This window comes from Marmoricola sp. URHA0025 HA25 (assembly GCF_054059435.1).
In genome coordinates this window covers 202878-229621 of sequence record NZ_JBSSCD010000001.1, presented here as the reverse complement: position 1 = coordinate 229621, position 26744 = coordinate 202878, and the positions used below count along the sequence as shown (strand labels likewise).

The 26744-nt window shown below is 72.3% G+C and carries 20 protein-coding genes; 8 read left to right on the top strand and 12 right to left on the bottom strand.

The genetic code is table 11. From position 1 onward, the window contains the following. Nucleotides 1-134 precede the first annotated feature (134 nt). The 3 genes from ACVW00_RS01000 (at nt 135) to ACVW00_RS00990 (ending at nt 3209) form a co-directional block, all read left to right on the top strand. Complete coding sequence (locus tag ACVW00_RS01000; protein ID WP_457109040.1) at nt 135-1619, top strand: S53 family peptidase; 1485 nt, start codon at nt 135-137, stop codon at nt 1617-1619. Between the two features lie 151 nt (nt 1620-1770). Further along, nucleotides 1771-2256, top strand: coding sequence for a SigE family RNA polymerase sigma factor (locus tag ACVW00_RS00995; RefSeq protein ID WP_457109039.1), 486 nt, complete (start codon nt 1771-1773; stop codon nt 2254-2256). Beyond that, a complete protein-coding gene (locus ACVW00_RS00990) occupies nt 2256-3209 on the top strand; it encodes a hypothetical protein (RefSeq protein WP_457109038.1) in 954 nt (317 codons plus the stop codon). Before ACVW00_RS00995 ends, ACVW00_RS00990 begins: the two co-directional genes overlap by 1 nt. A 10-nt stretch (nt 3210-3219) precedes the next feature. Here ACVW00_RS00990 and ACVW00_RS00985 read toward each other — a convergent pair whose 3' ends face one another. Genes ACVW00_RS00985 through ACVW00_RS00960 form a run of 6 tightly spaced genes read right to left on the bottom strand, consistent with a single transcriptional unit; the run spans nt 3220 to nt 8801 of the window. Beyond that, nucleotides 3220-4002, bottom strand: coding sequence for a type III pantothenate kinase (locus ACVW00_RS00985; RefSeq protein WP_457109037.1), 783 nt, complete (start codon nt 4000-4002; stop codon nt 3220-3222). Further along, nucleotides 3999-4892 (bottom strand): carboxylating nicotinate-nucleotide diphosphorylase, encoded by an 894-nt coding sequence (gene nadC / locus ACVW00_RS00980; protein WP_457109036.1) that lies wholly within the window; start codon nt 4890-4892, stop codon nt 3999-4001. The genes ACVW00_RS00985 and nadC overlap by 4 nt, the downstream gene beginning before the upstream one ends. Further along, complete coding sequence (locus ACVW00_RS00975; RefSeq protein WP_457109035.1) at nt 4889-6559, bottom strand: L-aspartate oxidase; 1671 nt, start codon at nt 6557-6559, stop codon at nt 4889-4891. Before ACVW00_RS00975 ends, nadC begins: the two co-directional genes overlap by 4 nt. Before the next feature lie 9 nt (nt 6560-6568). Then, nucleotides 6569-7006: an aspartate 1-decarboxylase gene (gene panD / locus ACVW00_RS00970; protein ID WP_457109034.1), complete on the bottom strand. Its 438-nt coding sequence runs from the start codon at nt 7004-7006 to the stop codon at nt 6569-6571. Continuing rightward, entirely contained in the window at nt 7006-7875 is an 870-nt protein-coding gene (gene panC / locus ACVW00_RS00965) for a pantoate--beta-alanine ligase (RefSeq protein WP_457109033.1), read from the bottom strand. The genes panD and panC overlap by 1 nt, the downstream gene beginning before the upstream one ends. Next, nucleotides 7872-8801 (bottom strand): Rossmann-like and DUF2520 domain-containing protein, encoded by a 930-nt coding sequence (locus ACVW00_RS00960; protein WP_457109032.1) that lies wholly within the window; start codon nt 8799-8801, stop codon nt 7872-7874. Before ACVW00_RS00960 ends, panC begins: the two co-directional genes overlap by 4 nt. Before the next feature lie 139 nt (nt 8802-8940). Here ACVW00_RS00960 and ACVW00_RS00955 point away from each other — a divergent pair, with 139 nt between their 5' ends. Continuing rightward, nucleotides 8941-11034 (top strand): acyltransferase family protein, encoded by a 2094-nt coding sequence (locus ACVW00_RS00955; protein ID WP_457109031.1) that lies wholly within the window; start codon nt 8941-8943, stop codon nt 11032-11034. A 27-nt stretch (nt 11035-11061) separates the two neighbouring features. After that, a complete protein-coding gene (locus tag ACVW00_RS00950) occupies nt 11062-13632 on the top strand; it encodes a bifunctional glycosyltransferase/CDP-glycerol:glycerophosphate glycerophosphotransferase (RefSeq protein WP_457109030.1) in 2571 nt (856 codons plus the stop codon). Here the strand turns inward: ACVW00_RS00950 and ACVW00_RS00945 are convergent. Continuing rightward, nucleotides 13607-16141 carry a glycosyltransferase gene (locus tag ACVW00_RS00945; protein ID WP_457109029.1) on the bottom strand — a complete coding sequence of 845 codons (2535 nt, stop codon included), beginning with the start codon at nt 16139-16141 and terminating at the stop codon, nt 13607-13609. The two genes, ACVW00_RS00950 and ACVW00_RS00945, sit on opposite strands and share 26 nt — an antisense overlap. A 74-nt stretch (nt 16142-16215) precedes the next feature. Here ACVW00_RS00945 and ACVW00_RS00940 point away from each other — a divergent pair, with 74 nt between their 5' ends. Further along, nucleotides 16216-17622, top strand: a complete 1407-nt coding sequence (locus ACVW00_RS00940) for an SDR family NAD(P)-dependent oxidoreductase (protein ID WP_457109028.1) — start codon at nt 16216-16218, stop codon at nt 17620-17622. 7 nt (nt 17623-17629) lie between these two features. Here ACVW00_RS00940 and ACVW00_RS00935 read toward each other — a convergent pair whose 3' ends face one another. Continuing rightward, on the bottom strand, nt 17630-17920 hold the full coding sequence (locus tag ACVW00_RS00935) for a hypothetical protein (protein ID WP_457109027.1): 291 nt from the start codon (nt 17918-17920) through the stop codon (nt 17630-17632). Between the two features lie 53 nt (nt 17921-17973). Beyond that, a complete protein-coding gene (locus tag ACVW00_RS00930) occupies nt 17974-19323 on the bottom strand; it encodes a DUF222 domain-containing protein (RefSeq protein WP_457109026.1) in 1350 nt (449 codons plus the stop codon). A 741-nt stretch (nt 19324-20064) separates the two neighbouring features. Between ACVW00_RS00930 and ACVW00_RS00925 the strand changes: the two genes are divergently transcribed. Next, a complete protein-coding gene (locus tag ACVW00_RS00925; RefSeq protein ID WP_457109025.1) occupies nt 20065-23298 on the top strand; it encodes a CDP-glycerol glycerophosphotransferase family protein in 3234 nt (1077 codons plus the stop codon). Here ACVW00_RS00925 and ACVW00_RS00920 read toward each other — a convergent pair. The 3 genes from ACVW00_RS00920 to ACVW00_RS00910 are packed head-to-tail and all read right to left on the bottom strand — an operon-like array spanning nt 23289 to nt 25529. Then, a complete protein-coding gene (locus tag ACVW00_RS00920) occupies nt 23289-24062 on the bottom strand; it encodes a hypothetical protein (RefSeq protein ID WP_457109024.1) in 774 nt (257 codons plus the stop codon). The two genes, ACVW00_RS00925 and ACVW00_RS00920, sit on opposite strands and share 10 nt — an antisense overlap. After that, complete coding sequence (locus ACVW00_RS00915) at nt 24056-24433, bottom strand: hypothetical protein (RefSeq protein ID WP_457109023.1); 378 nt, start codon at nt 24431-24433, stop codon at nt 24056-24058. The genes ACVW00_RS00920 and ACVW00_RS00915 overlap by 7 nt, the downstream gene beginning before the upstream one ends. Before the next feature lies 1 nt (nt 24434). Further along, a complete protein-coding gene (locus tag ACVW00_RS00910; RefSeq protein ID WP_457109022.1) occupies nt 24435-25529 on the bottom strand; it encodes a sulfotransferase family protein in 1095 nt (364 codons plus the stop codon). A gap of 51 nt (nt 25530-25580) precedes the next feature. Here ACVW00_RS00910 and ACVW00_RS00905 point away from each other — a divergent pair, with 51 nt between their 5' ends. Next, nucleotides 25581-26744 (top strand): hypothetical protein, encoded by a 1164-nt coding sequence (locus ACVW00_RS00905; protein ID WP_457109021.1) that lies wholly within the window; start codon nt 25581-25583, stop codon nt 26742-26744.

The following is a 26744-nucleotide window of genomic DNA, read 5'->3' as shown; positions in this document are numbered from 1 at the left end:
GGCTATCGACCCGGCGGGCCGCAAAGAGGGGCACCTCCAGGGGTGCCGCAAGGGGCTGCGGCGGTGTTAGCGTCCGATCGGCAGCGTCGCTCCCCATCCCTCGGGCGCCGTGCCATCTCATCGGAGGTTGAGCCATGCAGAGTTCCACCATCCGCCGCGCCGCTGGAGCAGTCTTCGCCCTCACCCTGGGCGCACTCTCCCTCGTCGCCGCGACCGCCACGACGACGCCCGCCCGCGGCGTCGTCATGCACCCGACAGCGTCGGACTACGTGCAGATCTCCGGCTCCGAGACGCCGCCCACGGAGGCGCAGTGCATCTCCGTCGGCCGTCGGTGCTTCACGCCGCAGTCCACCCGCGCGGCGTACAACGTGGGCCCGCTCTACGAGCAGGGCTACGACGGCACCGGCAAGACCATCGCGGTGGTCGACAGCTACGGCAGCGACACGATGGCCCACGACCTGCACGTCTACAACCAGGCGTTCGGGCTCCCGTCCATGTGCGGCGAGGAGGGCGTGACCTGCGCTCCCGGCATGCCGACGTTCAGCACCTTCCACTTCCAGGGATCCCCGGCGACCAAGCCCCAGCCCGGCAAGGGCACCCACCAGGAGGACAAGTCCGCCTGGGCGCTCGAGGTGGCCCTCGACGTCGAGACCGCGCACGCGATGGCTCCCGGCGCCAACATCCTGCTGGTGACCACCCCGACCGCCGAGACCCTCGGCGTCCAGGGCCTCCCGGACATGATCAACGCCGAGCAGTACGTCGTCGACCACCACATGGCCGACGTCATCTCGCAGAGCTTCGGCACGGCCGAGGACGCGTTCAGCAGCCAGCAGTCCCTGCTGAACCTGCGGCACGCGTACGTCTCGGCCCAGCAGGCCGGGATCACCGTGCTCGCCTCGTCGGGTGACGGCGGCTCGGCCAACGGCAAGAAGAGCCCGGTCGGCAAGGGCGGAACGTCGTTCTCGTTCCCGACCGTCGGCTGGCCGGCGTCCGACCCGCTGGTGACCGGCGTCGGTGGCACCTACCTGTGCACCGACCCCGACAACACGACGACCCGCGTCGTGGACAGCGACGACCCGCCGGCGAAGTGCCAGGCCAACCCGGGCCAGGCCGAGGTGGGCTGGACGTTCTCCGGCGGCGGCTTCAGCCACGTGTTCGCCAAGCCCGGCTACCAGAACACCCTTCCCGCGGGCAGCACGCAGATCGGCTCGATGCGCGGAGTGCCGGACATCGCGCTGCAGGCCAGTGCCGGCACCGGGGCGCTGGTGTACCTCAGCCTGCCGCCGGACGGCCAGAGCGGCCTGATCTGCGTCAACGACCCCTGCAGCACCGGTTGGTACGACATCGGTGGAACGTCACTGTCCTCCCCCGAGTGGGCAGGACTGGTGGCGATCGCCGACCAGATCCACGGCAGCAACCTGGGCCTGATCAACCCGAAGCTGTACTCACTGGCGTCCGTCCCGGCGACGTACGCGAGTGACTACTACGACATCACGACCGGCAACAACACCGCCGACCCGAGCGTGCCGGGCTACCCGGCCACGCCCGGGTGGGACCCGGTGACCGGGCTCGGGACGCCGAACGCGGCAGCACTGCTGCCGGCCCTCGCGGCGCCGTAGGCCTCGCAACACCCCGATCCGGGAGCCGTCACCTTCGGGTGGCGGCTCTCGGCGTTTCCGTTCCTGCGAATCGATCGTCCCCCGTGCGAACCTGAAGGCCCCGCCGCGACATAGAGGGTGTGTCAGGTCCTTGGGGCGAGAGGTGCAACCGGTGCGGCGAGACGAGCAGTTCAGCGACTTCTTCGTCGCTCGTGCGCCCGCGCTGCGCCGCACGGCGTACCTGATCGTGCGGGACTGGCACGGCGCCGAGGACGTGACCCAGCTCGGCTTTGCGAGGCTCTACGTCGTGTGGCCCCGGATCCGGCCGGAGACGCTCGAGGCCTATGCCCGCAAGGTCGTGGTCAACGAGGCGCTCGGCTGGCTCCGGCGCCGGCGACGCGACCACCTGACGGACGCCCCACCCGAGCAGCCGGCAACCGTCGCCGACGACTCACCGCTCGACGTCGGCCGGGCCCTCGGGCTGCTGCCGGCCCAGCAGCGGGCGATCATCGCGCTCCGGTTCCTCGACGACCTCTCGGTCGCAGAGGTCGCCAGGGTCCTCGACATCGCCGAGGGCACCGTCAAGAGCCAGACGTCCAGGGCGCTCACCACGCTGCGCGCCCGCATCCCCGAGCTCGTCCTGACCGAGGAGACCTGATGACCGACCACGACCTGGCCACGCTCGTCCGCGCACACGTGCAGGACAGCGAGCCGCCGTTCCTGATGTCCTCGGACACCGTGATCGCCCTCGGCCGGCGCACTCTGGTCCGGCGCCGCGCGCGACGCGGCCTCGCCGGCGTCGTCGTCGCGGCAGCGGCGGTCGCAGCGCTGCCGCTGATGCCGTGGCACGGGTCCGGCAGGACCGGCGACCGGACCGGCATCGACCCCGCGACGGCCGCTGCGCTGGAGCACTACGACGCCCAGAGGATGCCGCAGCTCATCGACGACCACGCCCGGGCGGCGCTCGGTGCGGGCCTCGACGGGCTCGGGGAGGGCGACTTCCGGGCGAGCGACGACCAGGGCGCGAAGGTCCCGCCGCAGTACTACGACAAGGCCAGCAGCATGTCGGTGAAGTACGGCGCCCACGGTGGCCCCCGCCAGGTGATCGTCTCGCTGCTGCACTCGCGCTCCGAGGCCGAGGGCGACGCCCGGAAGAACTGCAGGAACGACCTGGCCGCGGGCTACGACTTCGCCTGCACGGTCACCACGAGCAGCAACGGTGACGTCGTGACGACCAGCGTGATGGCCGTGCGCAGGCAGACCGGGCTCCCGGACGCCACCTGGGCAGCGGTCACGCGCGACGAGCTGCGCACCGGCGTGCCGAGCGCCGGGGACCCGAGCCAGGAGCCGATCGACGCCTCCGAGGTGTACTTCATCCGCAACGTCGAGTCGGTGCACAGCCGGACGTTCCTGACCAGCGCCCAGGAGATCGTCAAGGCACCCAGCTTCGAGGGCGCTCAGCAGGCGTTCGTGGTGCCGGTCGACGCTCTCGAGCAGGTCGTCACCGATCCCGAGCTGGTGATGCCCGCGCCACCCATCGGCGACAACGGCTGCGCCTGGACCATGCCCGGCACCCAGATCAGCTGCACGAAGGACCCGAGCGCCGGGTAGGGCTGCCCGCTCAGCGGTTGCGGTCGAAAACGAGCTCCAGGCCCCGGAGGGTGAGCCAGGGCTGGTGGTCGGTGATCGACCGGCACTCGTCGACCACGACCGGGGCGAGGCCGCCGGTGGCGATCACGTTGACCGTGGCCGGCTCCACCTGGAGCTCGTCGATGATCCGGGCCACGATGCCGTCGACCTGGCTGGCGAAGCCGAAGACCATGCCGGACTGCACCGCCTCGACCGTGTTCTTGGCGATCACCGAGCGCGGGCGGAGGAGCTCGACCTTGCGCAGCTGCGCGCCGCGGCGGCCGAGTGCCTCCAGCGAGATGTCGATGCCCGGCGAGATGGCGCCGCCGATGTACTCGCCGCGCGGGCTGACCACGTCGAACGTCGTCGCAGTGCCGAAGTCGACGACGATCGCCGGCCCGGCGTACAGGGTGGCGGCGGCGAGCGCGTTGACGACGCGGTCGGCGCCGACCTCGCGCGGGTTGTCCATCAGCACCGGTACGCCGGTGCGCACGCCCGGCTCGACGACGACCGTCGGCACCGCGGCGAAGTGCCGGGCCAGCATGTCGCGCCACTCGTGCAGCACGGACGGGACGGTCGAGCAGACGGCGATGCCGGTGACCAGGTCGATGTCGCTGCGCGGGCTCTGGTTGATCAGTCCGCGGATGAGCACGTTCCACTCGTCGGCGGTGCGGCTCTCCAGGGTCGCGACCCGCCAGTGGTCGAGCACGTCGCCGCCGTCGAGCAGGCCCAGGGTCGTGTGCGAGTTGCCGATGTCGGCGCAGAGGAGACTCACAGCAGGTCCATGCCGATGTCGAAGACCTTGACGGAGTGGGTGAGCGCGCCCACCGAGATGAAGTCCACCCCGGTCTCTGCGACCGCGCGCGCCCGCTCGAGCGTGAGGCCACCGGAGGCCTCGAGGGTCGCGCGGCCGGAGGTGATCCGCACGGCCTCGGCCATCGTGGCGTCGTCCATGTTGTCGAGCAGGATCCGGTCGCACCCGGCGTCGAGGAGCTCGCGCAGCTGGTCGAGGTCGGTCACCTCGACCTCCACGGGGATGTCCGGGAAGGCGGACCGGACCGCCTCGAACGCCGGCAGCACGCCGCCCGCGGCCACCACGTGGTTGTCCTTGACCAGCGCCATGTCGGAGAGGCCGAACCGGTGGTTGACCCCACCGCCGCAGCGCACGGCGTACTTCTGCAGAGCGCGGTAGCCCGGGAGCGTCTTGCGGGTGTCGAGCACGCGTGCGGGGGTGCCCTCGAGCGCGTCGACCCAGGCAGCGGTCGCCGTCGCGACGCCGCACAGGTGGCAGGCGAAGTTCAAGGCGGTGCGCTCGGCGGTCAGGAGTCCGCGGACAGGCCCCGTGACGCGCATGACGACGTCGCCGGCGGCGACCCGGGTGCCGTCGGCGAGCCGGTCGGTGACCTCGACGTCGTCGCCGAGGACGAAGCGGAACACCAGCTCCGCGAGGCCGAGCCCGGCGACCACCCCTGCCTCGCGGGCGCCGAACTCGGCAGTCCCGCGCGTCTCCTCCGGGATCGTGGCGACCGAGGTGACGTCGACGGCGCCTGCCGGGAGGTCCTCGGCAAGGGCCGCCTCCACCTGCTGCCAGAGCACCTCCGGGTCGAGGCCAGCGGCAGCGAGCTCGTCGAGCAGCGCTGCCGGTACGTCGGCCAGCGTGGTCATCCTGCGTCGCCGTCGGTCGCAGGGCTCGCGTGGAACGACGCGACCGGGACCCCGTCGGCCAGCACCACGTCGAAGTGGCCGGCGAAGTGGTCGTCGTCGCGCTCCGGGAAGTCCTCGCGCCAGTGTGATCCGCGCGTCTCCTCGCGCAGCGACGCGGCCGTCGTCAGCGCGGCGCTGATCGAGACCAGGTTGGTGGTCTCCCAGGCCGCGGTGCCCTCCTCCCCCGGCGTGGCGGCGAGGTCGGCGAGAGCCTTGGCCGCGAGCTCGAGGCCGTCGGCGTTGCGCAGCACCCCGACGCGCTCGGTCATCGTCGTCTGGAGGGCGGTGCGGACCTCCGCGGCGACGACGCCGGCGCGGCGCACGTCGGGCACCGGATCGGCGTACGGTCGGAGCTCGGCGGGGAGCACCTCGGCGATCCGCCGCGAGAAGACCAGCCCCTCGAGCAGGGAGTTGGACGCCAGCCGGTTGGCGCCGTGGACCCCGGAGCAGGCGACCTCGCCGGTGGCGTAGAGGCCGGCGACGTTCGACCGGCCCCACAGGTCGGTGGCGACGCCGCCGGACGCGTAGTGGCACGCGGGCGCGACCGGGATCAGGTCGGTGACCGGGTCGACACCGTGGGAGCGCGCGGTCGCGAGGATCGTCGGGAAGCGCCGCTCCCAGAATCTCGACTCGGCTCGATCACCAGATCCGCCGAGGTGCCGGGCGTCGAGCCACATGTGCGGCTTGCCCTCCTCGTGCATCCGGCGGGTGATCGCCTTGGCCACGACGTCGCGGGGCGCGAGGTCGGCGAGCTCGTGCTGACCCTGCATGAAGCGCCGGCCGGCCCAGTCGACCAGGAACGCGCCCTCACCGCGCACCGCCTCGGAGATCAACGGCTGCTGCCCGCGCGAGTCCGCGCCGAGGTACATGACCGTCGGGTGGAACTGCACGAACTCCAGGTCGCGCAGCACCGCTCCGGCGCGCAGCGCGAGGGCCATGCCGTCGCCCGTCGTGACCGCGGGGTTCGTGGTCTGCGAGAACACCTGGCCCAGCCCGCCCGACGCCAGTACGACGGCACGGCACCGCACCGCCCCGACGCCGTCGCGCTGTCCCTCGCCCATGACGTGCAGGGTGATCCCGCAGACGCCGCCGTCGGCGCCGAGGAGCAGGTCGACGGCCAGCGCGTGCTCGATCACCTCGATGTCCGGGGCGGCGGCGACCGCCGCGACCAGCGCCCGCTGGATCTCCGCCCCGGTCGCATCTCCGCCGGCATGCGCGATCCGGTCGCGGTGGTGGCCGCCCTCCCGGGTCAGGGAGAGCACTCCCTCGGGGCTGTGGTCGAAGTTCGCGCCCAGCGCGATCAGCTCGCGGACCGCCTCGGGACCTTCGGTCACCAGCGCGCGCACCGCCTCGAGGTCGCAGGCTCCCGCCCCTGCCACGAGGGTGTCGTGCTCGTGCTGCTCCGGGGTGTCGCCGGGCCCGAGCGCTGCCGCGATGCCGCCCTGTGCCCACTGGGTGGAGCCGGCCGACAGCACGTCCTTGGTGACCACGAGGACCTTGTCGACCTGGTCGCGCAGCCGCAGCGCGGCGGTGAGGCCGGCGATGCCGGTGCCGACCACCACCACGTCGGCCTCGGTCGCCCAGCCGGGGTCGCCGGCGGCGAGCCGCTCGGGCAGCGCGATTCCCATCCGGCGACGCTACCGGTTCGCGTCGACGAGGTCGCCGCGGACCAGACCACTGCCGGCCGCGCCCATCCCCGAGACCACCGCCGCGGGATCGGACCCGGTGCCGACGATCCGGTTGTCGGCGTCCACGAACACCACGTGCGGCTCGAGCGCGCGAGCCTCGGCGGTCTCCATCTGCCCGTAGCCGATCAGGATGACCACGTCACCGGGGTGCACCAGCCGGGCGGCTGCTCCGTTGATCCCCAGGACCCCGGACCCGCGTTCGCCGGCGATCGTGTAGGTCTCGAGGCGGGCGCCGTTCGTCACGTCGACGATGTGCACCAGCTCGCCGGCCAGCAGGTCGGCCGCGTCGAGCAGGTCCTCGTCGACGGTGACCGAGCCGACGTAGTGCAGGTCCGCCTGCGTCACGGTCGCCCGGTGGATCTTGCTCTTCATCATCGTGCGCAACATCAGCTGTCTCCCAGGTCCAGTTCCACGTTGTCGATCAGGCGGGTCGAGCCCACGCGTGCCGCCACCAGCAGCCTGGCGGGGCCGCTCTCCGGTGCCGGCCCGAGGTCGGGCGCGGTGAGCTCGAGGTAGTCGAGGTCCACGAGACGGGTACGCCGCAGCGCGGCCCTGGCGGCGCCCAGGGCCGCCTCCGATCCGCGCTCCGCGGCCTGCCGCGCCGCGAACAGCGCCCGCGACAGGGCGACCGCCTCGCTCCGCTGGTCGCCGTCGAGGTAGCGGTTGCGGCTCGACATCGCGAGTCCGTCCTCCTCGCGGACCGTCGCCGCGCCGACGACGTCGACACCGAGGCAGAGGTCTGCGGACATCCGGCGGATCAGGGCGAGCTGCTGGTAGTCCTTCTCGCCGAACACCGCGACGTCGGGTCGCACCAGGCCGAAGAGCTTCGCCACGACCGTGAGCACGCCGGCGAAGTGGCCCGGTCTCGCGGCACCCTCGAGGATCTCGCCCAGCGGACCCGGCTCCACGGTGACCCTGCCTCCGTCGAGGCCCCCGGGGTACATCTCGTCGACCGACGGGGTGAAGACCACGTCGACGCCCTCGGCGGCACAGCCCTCGAGGTCCGCGTCGAGCGTGCGCGGGTAGCGGTCGAGGTCCTCGCCGGGCCCGAACTGCGTGGGGTTCACGAAGACCGAGACGACCACGACACCCTCGGGTCCCGCCTCGGCGCGGGCGCGACGCATGAGCGAGCGATGGCCCTCGTGCAGGGCGCCCATCGTGGGCACGAAGGCGACACGAGGCCGGGGGCCGGACCCGGGGACGACCGCGCGCTGGAGCTCGGCGCGCGTGTCCGCGCGCACGAGAGTGACCGTCACGGCCGGTCGGTTCCCAGGCGGCGCTGAGCCGCCGAACCGGCCGATCGCAGGGAGTCGACCGCGGCCAGGGCCTCGTCGAGCAGCCGGACGATCTTGGCTGCCCTGATCGGCAGCAGCCGGCCGTCGAGCACGGCCCGGTCGGCGGTGGCCTTCGCCATCGCGACGTACGAGGGAATGGTGGCCGGAGCAGTCCGGGAGATCTCGGTGAGATGGGCGGCGACGGTGTTGACGTCGCCGCGCACGATCGGCCCGGTCAGGGCCGCGTCACCGGACTCCAGCGCGTTGTCCAGCGCGGCGGTGAGCAGCGGCCGGAGCGTGGCGGCCGGGTCCTCTGCCCCGGAGGCGGCGAGGAGCTCCATCGCCTGGGCGACGAGGGTCACCAGGTGGTTGGCGCCGTGAGCCAGGCCCGCGTGGTAGAGCGTGCGCTTGTCCTCGGGCACCCACATCGGCACGCCGCGCATGTCGGCGACCAGCGACTCGGCGAAGGTGCGGTCCTGCTCACGCGCGGTGACTCCGAACACGCAGCCCGACAGCCGGTCGAGATCGACCGCGGTGCCGGTGAAGGTCATCGCCGGGTGCAGCGCCAGCGGCACGGCCCCGATCTCGGTCGCGGCGCGCAGCACGGCCAGGCCGTGGCGCCCCGACGTGTGGCAGACGACCTGTCCGGGGCGGATCGCCCGGGCGCCGACCATCGTGGTGACGACGTTCTCGAGCATGTCGTCGGGCACCGTCAGCAGCAGCAGGTCACAGCTCCGGGCGACGTCGGTCGGCTTCGCACGGCGTACGCCGGGAAGCAGCGCGTCGATGCGATCGCGCGACGCGGTCGACTCTCCGGCAGCGGCGACGACCTCGTGGCCGGCGGTGCGCAGAGCGGCTGACAGGACGGCGCCGACCCTGCCGGCACCCACAACCCCGATTCGGGCCATCTCATCGCCTTTCGTTCCAGTCCCTCGCGGGTACCGGACTACTTGATGACGACAACGAGCCTACGTCGGGGCGAGGTACGCGGGAACCCGCCCGCTCGGTGGGGAACGTCACACGGCAGCGCACGTAGCATCCACCGGGATGCACGCATCGACCTCGCCCCGCCCCCGGGCCGTGCGCACCGACATCCAGGGACTCCGTGCGATCGCGGTCTCCCTCGTGCTCGCCTACCACCTGGCGCCGGCCTCGCTGTCCGGCGGTTTCACCGGCGTCGACGTGTTCTTCGTGATCTCGGGGTTCCTGATCACCCTGCACCTGCTGAAGCGCCTGCCCGAGCGACCCCGCGACCTGGCGGCCTTCTGGAGCCGGCGCGTCCGCCGGCTGCTGCCCGCCTCCCTGCTGGTCCTCGCCGTCACCCTGGTGTCGTCGCGGCTGGTCGCGCCGGAGACGCAGTGGGCGAACACCGCACGCCAGGGCAGGGCCGCGGCCCTCTACGTCGTCAACTGGCTGCTCGCGCGCGACGCGGTCGACTACCTCGCGGCCGGTAACGCACCCTCTCCGGTGCAGCACTTCTGGTCGCTGTCGGTGGAGGAGCAGTTCTACTTCGTGTGGCCGGTGCTGATCCTGCTGCTCGCGGCTCTCGCGCGGGCGCTGGGGCGGCGGCCGCTTCCGGTCGTCCTCGCCGGCCTGCTCGTGGTCGTCGGCGTGTCCCTCGCCTGGTCGGTGCACCAGACCGCGACGGATCCGGCAGCGGCGTACTTCGTCACGCCGACGCGGATGTGGGAGCTCGGCAGCGGCGGCGTCCTGGCCGCCTTGACGCTGCTGCGGCCGGGGCGTCTGCCGCCGGCCGTGGCCACGCCGCTGGCCTGGGCGGGCCTGGTCGCCATCGGCTGGACGGCCGTCGTCTACACCGGCCACACACCGTTCCCCGGCTGGCAGGCGGCCGTCCCGGTGCTCGGGACCGTGGCCGTGATCGCGGCACGACCGCCCACCTCCTCGGGCTGGAGCGGCCGGCTCTCGCCGGGCCCGGTGCTGGCGTTGCCGCCGGTGCAGTGGCTGGGTGACGTCTCGTACTCGGTCTACCTGTGGCACTGGCCTCTGATCGTGCTCTACCCGCAGGCCACCGGCCACGCGCTGACCTGGACCGACCGGGGCGCGATCCTCGCCGCCACGCTGACGCTCGCAGGCCTGACGAAGGCATTCGTCGAGGACCGCTTCCGCACTGCTGGCTGGGGGGTGCCGCTGCCCAAGCCGTTCGTCCTGGCGGCCGCCGGGATGGCGGCCGTCGTGGGGCTCGCCGCGCTCCAGGTCGCCGAGGTGCACCAGCGGAGCGACCAGGCGGCACTCGCACTCGCGCGCGGTCTGGCGGGCAACGACTCCTGCTTCGGGGCCCGCGCCCTGGAGCGCGACGACTGCCCGCAAGTCCCGTACGCCGACGTGGTGCCGGCGCCGATCAACGCGACCGCCGACAAGTCCGACGCCTACGACGAGCAGCCGGACGGGCACGACTGCTGGGCCTACCTGCCGCGGTTCCCGACGAGGGAGTGCGTCTTCGGCGACCGGGACGCAACCCGCACGGTCGTGCTGACCGGCAACTCCCACGCGGGCGAGTGGCTGCCCGCGCTGCAGAAGATCGCCGAGGACCAGCACCTGCGGATCGTGACCCTGCTGGCGTCGCAGTGCGCGGTGTCCGACGTGCGGCAGAGGCTCGACACGGCCGCCCACTCCACCGCCTGCCTCGGTTGGGTACGCCGGGTCACCGACCGGGTCACGTCGCTGCACCCGGATCTCGTGGTGATGTCGAACCGGATCTCGGTCGACCCCGACCAGCGGACCGCCGGCCCAACCCTCCAGGCGCACTACGCGGCGGGCTACCGGACGGTGCTCGCCGCGTGGCGCGACGCCGGGGTGCGCACCCTGGTGCTGCGTGACACCCCTGCTCCGAGCTTCCGGGTGCCGGACTGCGTCGCGGAGAAGAAGGACTCCTACCGCAGCTGCGACGGCACGCGGGCCGAGTGGCTGCCGCCGGCGCCGGAGCAGGGCGTGGTCGCCGCGCTGAACAGTCCGCTGGTGACGTTCGCCGACCTGAGCGACCACATCTGCGGCCCGTCGGTGTGCAGCGTCGTGACGGGTGGCGTGCTCACCTACTTCGACGGGTCGCACCTCACCGCCACCTACGTGACGACGCTTGCCCGGTACCTCGACCCGCTGGTGCGGGCGGCGCTCGGCGGCTGAGCGCCGGGGCGTCTCTATGCTTCCCAGATGGCCGCCCCAGAGCCGACGCCCCCGTCGGCCCGCCCGCGCTTCACGGTGGTCGGCGCCGTGTTCGACGTCGCGGCGTACCTGCCGGACTTCATCGCGTCGATCGAGGCACAGGACTTCGACCTCCGCCGCGTCGAGGTGGTCATGGTCGACGACGGCTCGACCGACGACTCGCGCGCCGTGCTGGACGCGTGGGCGTCGCGCCGGCCAGGGCTGGTCCGTGTCGTCGGCCAGGAGAACGCCGGTCAGGGAGCGGCCCGCAACGCCGGGCTCGCCGCCGCGCACGGCGAGTGGATCACGTTCCCCGACCCCGACGACATCGTGGACCCGGGCTACCTGAGCACCGTCGACGCGTTCCTGCACGACCACCCGGGCACCGTCATGGTCGCCACCCACCGGGTCATCTGGGACGAGGCCACCGGCACCACGACGAACAGCCACCCGCTGCGCCGGATGTTCGGCTACGACCGCCTGGTCGACCTGGACGCCGCGGAGTCGGTCTTCCACGGGAGCGCGCCGGCCGCGTTCTTCGACGTGGACCGGCTGCGCCAGCAGGACCTGCGCTTCGACACGCGGATCCGGCCGAACTTCGAGGACGGGCACTTCTGCGCGTCGTACCTGCTGCGCTGCGAACGCCCGCTCGTGGGCTTCCTCGCCTCGACGCGCTACCACTACCGCAAGCGCGCCGACAGGTCGTCCTCGCTGCAGGGCAGCATGCGCGACCCCAGGCGCTACACCGACGTCTTCGAGTTCGGCTACCTCGCCATCCTCGACGACGCCGACCGGCTGCGCGGGCAGGTCCCGCTGTGGCTGCAGCACTTCCTCTGCTACGAGCTGCTGGCCTACCTCGTGGCCCACGACGTGGGCCGGGTGCCGGTGCTCACCGCCGCTGCCGAGCTCGACGCGTTCCACGGGTATGTGCGCGGGATCACCGAGCGGCTCGACCTCGAGCGCGTCCTCCCGCGGCTCGAGTTCGGGTCGCAGCCGCAGCACCGGGTGGCCCTCGCGCACGGGTACGCCGACCGGCCCTGGCGTGACGACGCCGTCCACGTGGAGCGGTTCGACGGCGCGCAGCAGCTGGCCCGGGTGCGCTACTGGTTCACCGGCGACGCGCCGGACGAGGAGGTCGACAACGGCGAGCAGCCCGCCGGACCGCGGCACGCGAAGACCCGCGACCTGGCGTGGTTCGGCCGGGTCCTCGTCCGCGAGCGCGTCCTCTGGGTGCGGTCGGCGCCCGACCTGCGGGTTCGCGTGGACGGACACTGGGCCGACCTGGTCTTCGAGCGCCCGGGGAGCACGCGGACCCGGGTCACCGGGCGGGAGGTCCGCCGGCTCACCGGCTCGCCGTCCCGTCGCGACCGCCAGGAGGTCGCCCGGGTGCACCCGGCGCCCACGGACGGCCCGGCCGGCCGCGCGGCGAAGCGCGCCGCCCGCCCGTCTGCTGTGAAGAAGTACGCCGACGCGTGGGTGCTGATGGACCGGGTGCACGCTGCCGGCGACAACGCCGAGGTCGTGTTTCGCCGCCTGCGCGCGCACCACCCCGAGGTCAACGCCTGGTTCGTGGTCGCCGAAGGGAGTGCCGACTGGGACCGGCTGCGTCGCGAGTTCGGCCGCCGGGTCGTCGCCCACGGCTCGCCGGCCTGGCAGGTGCTGATGGCCCACTGCGTGCACCTTCTCGGCTCGCACGCCGATCCGGCGATCGTCCGGCCGCCGGCGGTCACGGAGTTCACCGAGCCACGATGGCGGTTCACGTTCCTCCAGCACGGCGTGGTCACCGAGGACCTGGTGAGCTGGATCGGCGGCGACCACATCGACCTCCTCGTCACGAGCACGCCGGACGAGCAGGCGTGGATCGCGGGCGACGGCTCGCCGTACCCGTTCACGACGAAGGAGGCCCAGCTCACCGGGCTGCCGCGCTTCGACCGGCTGCTGGAGGCCGGCTCACAGGCCGGCCGCCACGACGTGCTGCTGGTGGCGCCCACCTGGCGCCGGTGGCTGGTGCAGCGCACCGAGTCGGGCGTCGAGCGCCCCGAGCCGCTGCCGGGCGCCTTGGACTCCGACTTCGTCCGCCAGTGGACGGCGCTGCTGGCATCGGCGGAGCTCGCCGAGGAGTGCCGCCGGCATGAGCTGACCCTGACCCTGGTGCCGCACCCGAACCTGGAGTCGGTCGTCGAGCGGCTGGACCTCCCGGCCCACGTGCGCGTCGCCCGGTACGACGAGAACACACCGGCTCTGATCGCCCGAGCTGCCGCCTTCGTGACCGACTACTCCTCGACGGCGTTCGACGCGGCGTACCTCGACCGCCCGGTCGTGTACCTTCAGTTCGACGCCGACCTCGCCCTCACCGGCGGCCACATCGGCCGGCGCGGGCGGTTCGACCACGCGCGCGACGGGTTCGGACCGGTGACGGCGACCGTCCACGACGCAGTCGCCGCCATCAGGACCGTCCTGGACTCCGGCGCGGCACCCGAGCACGCCGAGCGGGCGGCTGCGGCCTTTCCGCAACGCGACGGGCAGTGTGCCGAGCGCGTGATCGCGGCTGTGCTCAGGTCGACGCAGAAGGACGGGTAGAGGCGAGAACGGCCGCCGTGACCCGTTCGCAGCAGCGACCGTCGCGCTGCGGGAACGCGTCGGCGATGCGCTGCGCGTACTCCGGGGTCAGGCCCTTCTCGAGCGCAGCGACCGTTGCCTCCACCGCGCCGTCGGGATCGGTGACCACCGGTCCGTAGCCGTCTCGCTCGTAGTCGAAGTAGCCCTTGCTGCCGACGTGCTCCCCGCCGAGCATCCGGTCGCGGTCGAACTGGAAGTAGACGACCGGCCGGTCGAGGTAGGCCGAGTTGAACGCCATCGACGAGTAGTCGGTGACCAGCACGGCCGAGCGGGCGAACAGCTCCTGCACGTCGTTGTCCCCGAAGGAGAGCGGGCGCACCCACGATGGGAGGTCGAGCTGGCCCAGCAGCGGCTGCAGGTTCGGGTGCGGGAGGAAGCCGACGACCGCCCGCTGCTCCTCGGCGGCCGCGCGCAGCCGCTCGGAGGTGAGCAGCGCGAGCCAGCTCCTCATGAACTCCGAGTCGAGCACCTCGGGCGCGAGCTCACGGCGCTGGGACACGACGTCCATGTCGCCGGTCAGCCAGCTGCGCCACGTGGGGGCGACCAGCACGAGGTTGCGGTCCTTCACGGCGACCCGCTCGCCGAGCTCGCGCAGCCGGTCGAACCGCGGCAGACCGGTGAGGATCGTCTCCCGGGTCGTGAAGACGTAGCCGGTGTGGTCGTCGGCGACGGACGCGAACTCCGCGCGAGTGCTGGTGACGAAGAGGTCGATCGGCTTGACGTTGAGCCAGGTCGAGAGGTCGTCCTTGATCACCCCGTGCTGCAGGAACGTGAACCGCCACCGCGGCCGCACCTCGAGCTCCTCGAGCTCGCGCGGCGCGATCACCGGCAGGTCGGCGTGGGAGGAGAGCAGGTGCTCGGCGTTGAGGGCGATCAGCTTCCAGCGCAGCGAGCCGTGCGCGACCACCCGACCGCGGAACCGCCTGCGCAGCGCCCGCCAGGCCGGGGTCCCGCGTTGCACGGTGAACCACGCGGGGATGTCGGCTCGATCACGGCGCAGGTACTCGAAGAGGCGCTGGCCGTTGTCGTCGGCCTCGAACAGCTTGTCCATCACCAGCCAGGCGCCGCCGTACCGGGACCGCGCCCAGCGCGAGCGTGCCAGCCGCTCCACCATCCCCGGGCGCCTGGGCGGGTCGTCGGCCACCGTGGGCTTCGTCCGCGGTCCGACATGGCCGAGCCCGCGCCTGATCGCCGGAGCGTTCAGCGTGTACGTCGTGCGCCGCGGCGGCTCCAGCAGGAGAGCGACGTCGCGTCCGTCGAGCTGGATCCGCAGAGGAGCGTCGGTCGGCACCCACAGGATCCGTTCGTGGATGACGGCGCGGCCGAACACCTGGTGGTCGCGCACCTTCGCGTGCACCGGCTCCACCGGGACGCCGTCGGACAGGATCCGCTCGACCGGCGCCCGCCGGGTGTAGCGGTAGAGCACCTGCACCAGGCCTTGCGCCTCGTCGAGACGAGCGAGCAGCGCGTGGTCCTGGACCCACGGCTCGGGCCGGTACGAGTGCAGCAGGATCTGGCGGTAGAGCCGCTTGACCCGCGCCACGGGCGTGCCCTCGATCAGCGTCGGGTCGAGGTAGTCCAGGATCTCGGCCATCAGGGCCTCGAACTCGTCGACGACCTCCGGCGACAGACCCGCTGCCTGGTGCTGGACGCTCAGGATCCAGGAGAGCTCGTAGAGGATCACGTTCTGCAGCCACTGCGGCGCCGGCCGGCCGCCCTCGGTGGCCCGCCGGAGCACGTCGAGGTAACCGTGGCGCAGCACGCGCGTGTAGCGGTCGGGCCCGGACTTGCTCCGTCCGAGGGTGGAGCTCGCGTCACCCCGCTTGCGGTAGTGGTAGCGGGCGCCGGGCACGAAGCCGACCAGCGGCCGGTCGAGGTCGAGCAGGTAGCGGGCGGTGAAGTGACCATCCTCGAAGTTCGGCCTGATCTCCGGGTCGAAGCGCAGGCCGGCCGACTCGATCCTGTCCCGGCGGAAGAACGCGACCGGGGCGCTGACGAAGAAGAACGCAGGATGGCCCTCGAGGTCGCGCAGGCGCGCCTTGCCGCGGAAGCGGTGCCGGAGCGGATGCGTGTCGGAGACGTCGCCGGTGGCGTCGTCGAGGAACAGCAGGTTGCACGCGACCATCCCGGTCTCCGGGTTGGCGGTGAGGAACCGGTCGACCTCGGCGAGGTAGCCGGGCTCGATGACGTCGTCGGGGTCGGTGAACGTGACCCACTCGCCGCGCGCGTGCTCCAGGCCGAGGTTGCGGGCCGTCGACTGGCCGCCGTTCTCCTTGGTGAGCACGCGGACCAGGTCGGGGCGGCGCTGGGCCCACGAGGCCAGCAGCTGCGGCGTACCGTCCGTGGAGCCGTCGTCGACGAGGACGACCTCGAAGCGGTCCGCGGGGAACGTCTGGGCCTCGATCGCGTCGATGAAGGCCCCGAGGTACCGCTCCACGTCGTGGACCGCGCTCACGATCGAGAACCGCAACGGTGCTCCTTCGGCAGTGCCCTCGGACCGGGCCGAGCCGAGGATACCGGAGCGCCGCTCCTATGCTGTGGGCCATGACCACCCCACGCGTGGCCGTGATCCTCGCCGGCGGCGTCGGCACCCGCGTCGGGCTCGACATCCCCAAGCAGCTCATCAAGGTCGCCGGGCACACGATCCTCGAGCACACGCTGGCGACCTTCGACGCGCACCCGATGGTCGACGAGATCATCGTGATGATGGCCCAGGGACACCTCGACGCCGTGCACGCGATCGTCCGCGACGGCGGCTACACCAAGGTCAGCCAGGTGCTCGAGGGCGCGGAGACGCGCAACGGGACGACGATACGGGCGCTGGACGCGATCCCGGACGACGACACCCGGGTGCTGTTCCACGACGCGGTGCGGCCGCTGGTCAGCGGGCGGATCATCGCCGACTGCTTCGAGGCTCTCGACTCGTACGCCGCGGTCGACGTGGCGATCCCGTCGGCCGACACGATCATCGAGGTCGACGCGGACAACGTCATCCGCAACATCCCGCCGCGCGCGAACCTGCGCCGTGGGCAGACGCCACAGGCGTTCCGCGCAGGAGTGCTCCGCAAGGCGTACGCCGTCGCTGCGACCGATCCCGACTTCCAGGCCACGGACGACTGCACCGTCGTGCTCCGGTACCAGCCCGACGTACCGATCTGGGTGGTTGCCGGTGAAGAGCGGAACCTGAAGGTCACCGACCCGATCGACGTCTACCTCGCCGACAAGCTCTTCCAGCTGACGACCAGCAACCTGCCGCCGGCCCGCTCCGAGGAGGAGTACCGCTCCGCGCTCAGCGGGAAGACCCTGGTCGTGTTCGGTGGCAGCTACGGCATCGGTGCGGACATCGCCGCCTTCGCCGAGGCACACGGCGCGAAGGTCTTCAGCTTCAGCCGCTCGACCACCAACACCCACGTGGAGCGGCGCGCCGACCTGCAGCGCGCGATCCAGACGGTGCTCTCGGCGACGGACCGCATCGACCTCGTGGTGAACTCCGCCGCCGTGCTCCCCCGCGGGCAGCTCGTGGAGACCTCCGAGGAGGCGGTCTACTCGGCCACCGAGATCAACTACCTGGCGCCGATCATCATCGCCCAGGAGTTCTTCCCGCACCTGCAGAGGACGAAGGGATCGCTGCTCAACTTCACCTCGAGCTCGTACACCCGCGGCCGCAGCGGCTACAGCCTGTACTCCTCGGCCAAGGCCGCGGTCGTGAACCTCACCCAGGCTCTCGCCGACGAGTGGTCGGCCGACGGTGTGCGGGTCAACTGCATCAACCCGGAGCGCACCGGCACCCCGATGCGCACCAAGGCCTTCGGCGAGGAGCCCCCGGGCTCGCTGCTGGAGTCGCGCGAGGTGGCGGTGCGGTCCATCGACGTACTGCTCAGTGGTCAGACCGGGCTCATCGTCGACATCCGCCGCGATGACCCGCTGGCGGGCGACGGCGACAGCATCTGACGCTAGGTCAGTCGTCCCCGATGAACCCGGTGGCCGGGTCGATCTGTGCCAGGAAGCCGCGGATGCACTCGCGGTGCTCCTCAAGTGACTGCCCGACCGTCGGGCTCACCGTGAACCCGTAGCCCTCGTTGGGACCACTCAGCCAGCTGTAGTGGGTGCCGCGGGACTCGTCGGGGCGAAGCCCGAAGGTCTCGCCGTCGACCTCGATGACCAGCTCGTCCGGAGCCTTCGGCTCGGCTCCCGGCGCGAGTCCGGGCAGCGCGCTCCAGTAGCCCTCGCTCAGTCGGTCCTGATCCATGCAGCCATCGTCTGCCCCGAGCGCATCTTGCGTCCACGGGGAATCCCGGGCAGCTAGGAGGCCCGTGCGGCCCAGTGGACCTCGAGGGGTGGGTCGTAGCTGCGTGGTCGTGGTCGGCCGGGTGGGTCGGGGGGTTGGCTGGTGTAGGTGTGTCCGGTCGGGGTGGTGGTCTGGACGGTGTGGCGTGGGTTGGGAATGGTCTTGGCACGCCAGTCGGGGTGTTCCTTGGTGTGGTTGCAGGCTTCGCAGAGGCCTTGGCCGTTCTCGGTGCTGGTGGGGCCGCCGGCCGCGGCTGGGGTGATGTGGTCGGTGTGTCGGATGGGGGCGTCGCACCAGGGGGTGCGGCAGGTCTGGTCGCGGGCGATGAGGAGTTGGCGGCGGGGGCCGTCGAAGAGCCGGCGTCGGGTCTCGATGCCGACCAGGTCGCCGGTCTTGGGGTGGGTGAAGAGGCGTCGGATCCAGGCTTTGTCGGCCTGGCGGGTGAGTTGGCGGGCCAGGGTGGCGGGGATGGGTCCGTAGCCGGTCAGGTGGGCCGGCTCCTGGTTGTGGTTGTTGTGGTTGCTGGTCAGGAGGGTGTGGTCGGTGATGATCAGCTGGATCTCGACCGGGGTGCCGACCGCGGTGGTTTGGCCGGTGATGCGTTCGACGAGGGTGTCGGCCATGATCTGGCCCCGGGTCCGGGGGTCGCCTTGGGCGCGTTTGTGGTCGGCTTCGCGGGTCAGGGCTGTGTGGCAGGCGACGCCGTGGGCGACGGGCAGGAACGCGGTCAGGTAGGTCATCGTGTCCGGGGCGGGGCGGAGCCCGGTCCGCCGGTCGGCGTGGGCTCCGCGGATTCGGCGGATTGCGGAGCCGGGGTCGAGGCGGTAGCCGATGGCGCGGGCGAGGTTGGCGACCTTCCGGTCCCCGCCGGTGTGCAGTTTCCCGGCCAGCTGGTGGTCGACCTGGATCCGGTCGGCTCTGGCCAGGACGGCGGTCTCGCGGGCGATCAGGGTGGCCCGCCACTCGCTGATCTGGCCGGCGGTCAGCGCGGCCAGGGTGTGGGGGAGCTCGCCGACCAGGGCCTTGGCCAGGCCGAGGTGTTGGGCGCCGCGGACCGGGGACTCCTGGCGGGCCAGGGCGATCTCGGAGGCCAGGCCACGCCCACGTTGGTCGGCCGGGATCCCGGCAGCAGCCTCACGGGCAGCACGCTGCTCGGCCAGGGTGACGCTCAACCGAGCTTGGGCTGCGGCCAGCCCGGACTTGAGCTGCTCCATCAACCCGATGTGGTCGATCAGCTGCGCCTCGGTCAGTCCGGTGCCGTTGTGGGCGGCGAGCCGGTCCAGTGCGTCCTGCAGGTCGGCGGTGGTCGGTGCGGGCGGCAGGGCGCGGTCAGCGGTGGCTGCGTCGCCGGTGCCCGAGATCATGGCGGCAGTCTATCGAACGTATGTTCGAACCGTCAATCGGATCGGCCAGGATTCTTCGACGATTTCTGGTTGCCGGCCGAGGTTTCGAGACGGTCGCTGCGCGACCTCCTCAACCACCGAGGTCGGGTCCCTGCCCCAACTCACCGGGTCTCGTCTGATCGCTCGCAAGCTCGCTGCTCGACCACCAGGGGCTGAGTTCCTGCCCCATCTCACCAGGTCTCGTCTGATCGCTCGCAAGCTCGCTGCTCGACCAGCTGGGGCCCGGGTCTCTGCCCCATCTCGCCGGGTCTCGTCTGATCGCTCGCGAGCTCGCTGCTCGACCACCAGGGGCGGCGTCCCTGCCCACCGCACCAGGTCTCGTCTGATCGCTCGCAGGCTCGCTGCTCGACCAGCTGGGTCCGGTCTGCACCGGACCGCAGGACCCAGCCACGCGGCGTACTCCTCCTCGCTGCCAAGAACCCAGCCACGCGGGGAGGTGAGGTCTCGTCTGATCGCTCGCAGGCTCGCTGCTCGACCACCTGGGGCCCGGGTCCCTGCCCATCTCGCCAGGTCTCGTCTGATCGCTCGCAAGCTCGCTGCTCGACCACCTGTGGTTGGGTCCGTCCCCACCTCACCAGGTCTCGTCTGATCGCTCGCAAGCTCCCTGCTCGACCACCTGGGGTTGCCTCCCGCCGACGCCACCGGTACCCCCGCACCTCCTAGACTGGCGCGGTCCGACTGCCAGAGAGGCACGACTTCCGCATGCCCGCACAGCCTTCGCTCACGCAGCGCGCGTTCGGTGTCGCCCGCCGCAAGGCGGGCGGGCGGGCCAAGCGTGCGGTACGCCGGGTCGCGGGCCGGCCGCTGGTGGCGTGGGAGCGTCGGAGCCTGCGTCCGGTCTTGTCGGTGGTGATGCCGGTCTACAACGTGGAGGCGTACCTGCGCGAGGCGCTCGACACGGTGCTTACGCAGAGCCTGCACAACCTCGAGGTGATCGCGGTCGACGACGGCTCGACCGACGGGTGCCTGGCGATCCTGCGGGAGTACGAGCGGCGGGACGCCCGCGTGCGGGTCCTCACCCAGACCAACTCCGGGCAGGGCATCGCCCGCAACCTCGGCATCGAGCACGCGCAGGGTGAGTTCGTCACGTTCGTCGACTCCGACGACACCGTCCCGCCGGGGTCCTTCGAGCACATGGTCGAGACGCTCCGCCGGTCGGGCTCGGACTTCTGCGTCGGCAGCGTGCGACGCCTCCGGCACAGCCAGTACCTGCGCACGACCTGGCAGCGCACCGTCCACCAGACCGACCGGATCGGCACCACGATCGACGAGTTCCCGGCTGCGATGCAGGACATCATCTGCGCGAACCGGATGTTCCGCACCGCGTTCTGGCGCGAGCGGGTGGGCGGCTTCCGCGGGCACATCGCCTACGAGGACCACGTGCCGATGCTCACGGCGTACGTGCGCGCCGAGAAGTTCGACATCCTCAGCCGGGTCACCTACAACTGGCGGCTGCGCGAGGACCACACGTCCACCGGCCAGCAGAAGGCCCAGATCCAGAACCTCCTGGACCGGATCGAGGTCAAGGAGGAGGCCCACGAGCTGCTCACCGCCGAGGCGTCGGACTTCGTGTACGACGTCTGGGTGGCGCGCTGCCTCGAGGTCGACTTCCCGCCGTACGCCGCGCAGGCGCTCGACGCCGACGAGGCGTACCGCAACGTGCTGGCCGGGGTGTACCGCACGTTCTGCGACCGGGCCACCGAGCGCGCCTGGGACCTCGTCCGCGTCTACCCGAAGGTGCGCGCCCACCTGGTCGCCCAGGGGCGCTGGGACGCCGTCGAGGACGCCACCCACTACTTCCTCTCCGTCCACCAGGTGCCGCCGACCAAGGTGGTGGACGGCCGGCTGCTCGCGGACCTGCCGGCGGACCGTGCCTTCGCCGCCGGCCTGCCGGAGCACCTGCTCCGGATGGCACCGCTCGAGGCGCACTTCGAGGGTGTCGTGCAGAAGATCGGCTGGCACGACGACCACGCACTGGTCACCGGCTGGATGCGGCACCGCTCCCTCGACATCGCCGAGCCCGAGCCGGCCCTCGAGCTGAGCCTGCGCCGCGGCGACGAGGTGCTGCCGTTGGAGGTCGAGCACCTCGCGATCCCGGAGGCGAACCTCTGGGCGCAGCTCCCGCACTCCGGCTGCGAGCACGGCGGCTTCCGCACTCGCGTCCCGTACGCCGCCCTGGCAGGGGACGGCCGGTGGCAGCTGCACGGGGCGATCACGGTCGACGGGATCACCTCGGCGGGCGCGTCCCACTACCGGATCCAGGGCTCCTCGGCGGAGCACCCGGGCTCCGGGACGGACGGACCGAGGCGCATCGAGGCGAGCTGGGACCCCAGTGACGGGTTCGGCTTCCACCTCGTGCCGGCCGGAGCCGAGCACCAGAAGGCACCCGAACGGCTCGCGGTCCACGCGGTCGAGCTCGGTGACGGCGAGCTGCGCCTCTCCGTCACCGGGGAGGGCGACCTGCAGCAGGCCACCCTCGGCAACGCGCGCCTCTCCCTGCCGCTCATCGACGTCAAGGCCGGCGAAACCGGGCACGTCCTCCGGTTCGACACCCGGGTCAGCGAGTTCGGCGGCTCGGCGCGGCCCGCGCCGAGCGGCGACTACGAGCTCGTCGTGGGAGGCGACGCCGCTGTCGCGGCCGGTGACCTCCTCGGCGAGCTCCCGCTACGACTGCGCACCCCCGAGCTCGGTGTCGACGTCAGTCTGGGCAAGGAGGTCGGCCGGCACCGGATCCTCAAGCTCTCCGTGGTCCCGGCGCTCGCCCACGACGAGATCGGCACCTACCACCAGTTCCGGCTCCAGGCGGCGTACCAGCGCTCGACCGCACCGCTGACCCCGAGCATCCTCCTGGCCAGCTACCTCGGCGAGGCGTGCACAGACAGCCAGCTCGCCATCGACCGCCATCTCGCCACGACCCGCCCGGACCTCGAGCGGATGTGGGGCGTGCAGGACAGCTCGACGCAGGTTCCCGACGGCGCGCGCGCAGTGCTGCTCGGCAGCGCCGAGTGGTACGACGCCGTCGCCACCAGCCGCTACCTCTGCAAGAACATCGACTTCGGTCCGTGGCTCCGGGTGCGGCCCGGGCAGGCCTACCTGCAGACCTTCCACGGCTACCCCTTCAAGTCGATGGGCCGCGACTTCTGGCGCAGCAAGGGCTTCCCGCCCGGCCAGGTGCGGCACTTCGCCGCGCGCGCCAGCGGCGAGTGGGACCTGGTCCTGGTGCCGAGCCCCGAGTGCGAGACCTTCTACCGCGAGCAGTACGGCTACACCGGCGCGGTGCTCCCCGCGGGCTACCCGCGCACCGACGCGCTGGTCAACGCAGACGCGGCGCAGGTCCGGCGCGACGTGCTCGCGCGGATCGGCGTACCCGAGGACCGGACGGTCGTGCTCTACGCCCCGACCTTCCGCGACACCCTCACCACGCGCGTCTACGCCGCCCGGCGCTTCGACGACCTCGACCTCGACGAGCTCACCCGGCGCCTCGGCCCCGAGTACGTCGTGCTCGTGCGCGGGCACAACAACAACCAGCGCGAGGCCGACCGGGTCGACCGGGCGGCGACCGTCGTGGACGTCACCGACCACCCGGACATCAACGAGCTCACGATCGCCGCCGACGTCGCGGTGCTCGACTACTCGTCGCTGCGCTTCGACTGGGCGATCACCGGCAAGCCACTGGTCTTCTTCGTGCCCGACCTCGAGTCCTACTTCGGTCTGCGCAAGCCGCTCTTCCCGTTCGAGGAGTCTGCCCCCGGCCCGTGGGTGCGCACGACCGCCGAGGTGGCCGACCACCTCACCGACCTCGACGGCGTCCGCAGCAGGTACGCCGGCGAGATCGAGGCGTTCAACGCCAGGTTCAACGCACTCAACGACGGCCGGGCGACCGAGCGGGTCCTGGAGACCTTCCTCGACGAGTCGATGCCCTGGCGTCAGTCCTGAGGCTGCACCTTCTCCTGGGCCTTCTCCTGGACCCTCTCCTGCTCCAGCTCGGCGATCCGCCGGTGCAGCGCCTCGATGCGGCCGAGCTCCTCGTGCCGGTCGGCCAGCAGGTCCGCGAGCGCCCGGGTCGCGGCGTCGAGCAGCTCCGCGTCGTCCGGCCCGGCGACGCCGCGGGCGAAGTGAGCCGGGTCGGGCAGCAGGTCCGCGAGGTCGCCGGCCACGTCGTAGCCGGCGGCGCGGATGCCGTCCACCCACTCCTGCGCCAGCCGGCCGCACCACCGCTCGGCTGACGGCGGCAGCAGCGGCGGCCGGCCACCCTGGGGCACGAGGAAGCGCTCGGTGAGGAACCACTTCGCCACCCGTGCGTAGCCGAGCCGCGGCTTGGGGAGGCGGTCGCCGAGGGCGACGTTCACGCGCCGCAGCAGCTCCGCCTGCGCCGTGCCCAGCGAGGTGTTGCTGCGGGTCTGCTCGGCCCGCAGCCGAGTGTGGTCGACGCCGAGCACGCCGAAGTAGCGGGTGTCCAGCCCAGTGGCCGCGTCACGGCTGGGCGGCACCGTCACCACGTGCACGTGCTCGGGCGGGAGCGACTCGCCCCACCGGGCGAGCACGTCCGGAAGGTCCTGGTTGCGCCAGAACCCCCGAGCAGGAGCGGTCCGGTCGCGGGCAGCATCGACGAAGTCGGCGTACGACGTCGTGCTCCGCGTCTTCACCCGCTCCTGCCACGCCGACGGGACCTGTCGCGACAGCGCCCGCGCGGTCACCACCAGGTGGATCTCGCGGTCGCCGAGCAGGTCGTACAGCGCGCGGACCTGCGGCCGCGCGTGCAGCCGGCGAGCTGCTCCTGGGTCAGCAGCACGTCGGCGTCACCGGCCGCGGCGACGTCGGCGGCGAACCGGTCGAGCACCTCTGCGGCGGTCAGCGGGTCGTGGCCCGCGACGAGCCGGTCGCGGAGGGCGAGCATCACCTGGGTGCCCGCCTGAGCCCTGGAGGGCAGCTGCATCGGGTCGGGCACGACCACGAGACCCTGGGCGCCGAGCTCGTCGAGGTTGGCCCACACCACGCTCTGCAGGTACGACGTACCGGTCTTGGGCAGGCCGGCGTGCACGAACGCCCGGGGACGACCCGACCCCGCCACCTCAGGCCCCGGGACGGGCGTCGAGCCGGGCGCGCACCCGTCGCTTCATCCCGCGGTAGGCGCGGACGGCCAGCGGCGGGGACTCCGCGACCGGGTGCGCCTCCAGCGCGGTGATCCGCGCCTGCGCCTCCTCGAGCTGGGCAGTGAGGCCCGCCACCATCGACTTGCCGCGGGACAGGGCGGTGTCGTGCGCGATCGCCTGCGAGACCCGGACCAGGGCCTCGTAGCGCTCGCCCGCGGCGTCGAGCGCCGCCTCCGCGTCGGCGTCGTGCCCGCCTGCACCGGCGAGCCGGTCCATGGCGTCGTACACGTCCTGGGCGATCGCGACCAGCTCGGGCGGCAGGTCCCAGCCCTCCCACGACGGCTCGTGGCGACGAAGATCCGGATCGATGAAGTCGTCCACCTCGTGGTGACGACCCGGCTCGAGGGCGTCACCCAGGTCGAGGTCGAAGGTGTCGCGCACGCGAGCCAGGCACGGCCGCCAGTCGGTGAGCAGGTCGTGGTAGCCGAGCACCACGCGCTTCTCCTCGCGGGTCTGCCGCTCCACGACGAGGTTCCCGTTGACCCAGCCGCACAGGTTCATCACCGAGAACTGCCAGTCCGTCATGCCCGGCCGGTAGCCGCGGTAGTAGGTGGACCGGCTGCCGAGCACCTCGGCCGGGTGGCGCAGCATGGTGAGGAAGCCGACGTCGTACCCCAGCTCGCCGGCGGCCTCCTTCCACAGCCACGGCACCCAGATCGAGCGCGGGTCCTTCACCACGACCTGCGGCTCGACGAGTGCGACGTCGGCCAGCCAGGTGCGCAGCTCGTCGCGGGTCGCGTCGTCGACCGCATCGGCCATCAGCTGCTGGGCCTCGGGCCGGCCGTCGGTCTGCTCCACGAACGCGCGGTCCATGATCCGCCGGTGGAACCGCAGCGGCCACGTGGACTCGAAGAAGCCCGTGGGGTTCGACTCGTTGGGCTTGATGACCGGGAGCGGGACGTGCAGGCCGAGATGGTGGAGTGCGCCCGCGATCGTGCTGGTGCCGCTGCGCCCGGCGCCGGTGACGAGGACCAGCCGGCCGGTCGACGGCTCGGCGGTGGCGTCGTCGGACATCACGGCCGAGGGTAGCAGTGCCGCTCCGCACCAGGGCGTTACCATCGCCCGGTGCCGACTGCCCCCGACGTGCTGCCCGAGGGCTCGGTCCTGCTGCACATCGGGCCACCGAAGACCGGTTCGACGGCCATCCAGCGGGCCCTCCACGGCTCCCGCGCCGAGCTCGCCGCGCACGGGGTGCTCTACCCGGGGACCCGGATGCGCGCCCAGTCTGCGGGCGCCGCGGTGCTGGGCATCGGCGCCTCGGTCGGTCGGGACGAGCCGAGGATCGAGCGCTGGGAGGCGCTCGTCGACGAGATCCGCCGCAGCGACCTGCCACGCACCTGCCTGAGCCAGGAGCCGTTCGCGCGCGCCGACGACGCTGCGGTCGGCCGCATCCTCGACGGTCTCGGCACCGAGCGCACGCACGTCCTGTACGTCGCGCGCCGGCTCGACAAGCTGGTGCCCTCGCACTGGCAGGAGCGGGTGAAGGCCTGGACCGACCTTTCGTACGAGGACTTCCTGCACCGCGTGCTGGAGGAGCCCGACGGGCCGCCGGGCCGCCGGCTGTGGGGACCACAGGACGTGGGCACCGTGGTCGGCCGGTGGGCGGCCCGGGTCGGCCACGACCGGGTCACGGTGCTCATCTCCGACGAGCACGACCGCGAGCTCATCCCGCGCACGTTCGAGGCGATGCTCGGTCTTCCCGCGGGCATGCTGGTGCCGCCGCCGGGCCGGTCGAACACGTCCCTGAGCTTCGTCGAGGCCGAGGCGATCAGGGAGCTGAACCGGCGGGCCCACCAAGACGGCTGGTCGCAGCGCGAGTACTGGAAGGTGGTGCAGCGCGGCGTCGTGCCGGCGCTGGCCCACCGCGACCGCTCCGCGGACGCACGGATCGAGGGCCTGCCGGCGTGGGCCCTGGAGCAGGTCGCGGAGCGCGCCGAGCGGCAGATCGCCGAGATCCAGCACTCCGGGGTGCGGGTCGTCGGCGACCCCGAGCAGCTCCGGATCCGGGGCGTCGTCGAGCCCGCGCCGGTCCCCGAGCCGGTCGAGGCGATCGGCCTGGACCTGCTGGCCGACCTGGTCAGCGGCCTACGCGCCGGCTACGAGCAGCTCCACGCGAAGCGAAGGCCGCCGGTCGACGTCGCCGCGCAGCGCGACAACCTGGGCGCGCGCCAGCTGGTGCAGCTGCTCGCGCGGCGGCTCGCCTCACGCGTCGGCGTCCGGCGGTCGTGA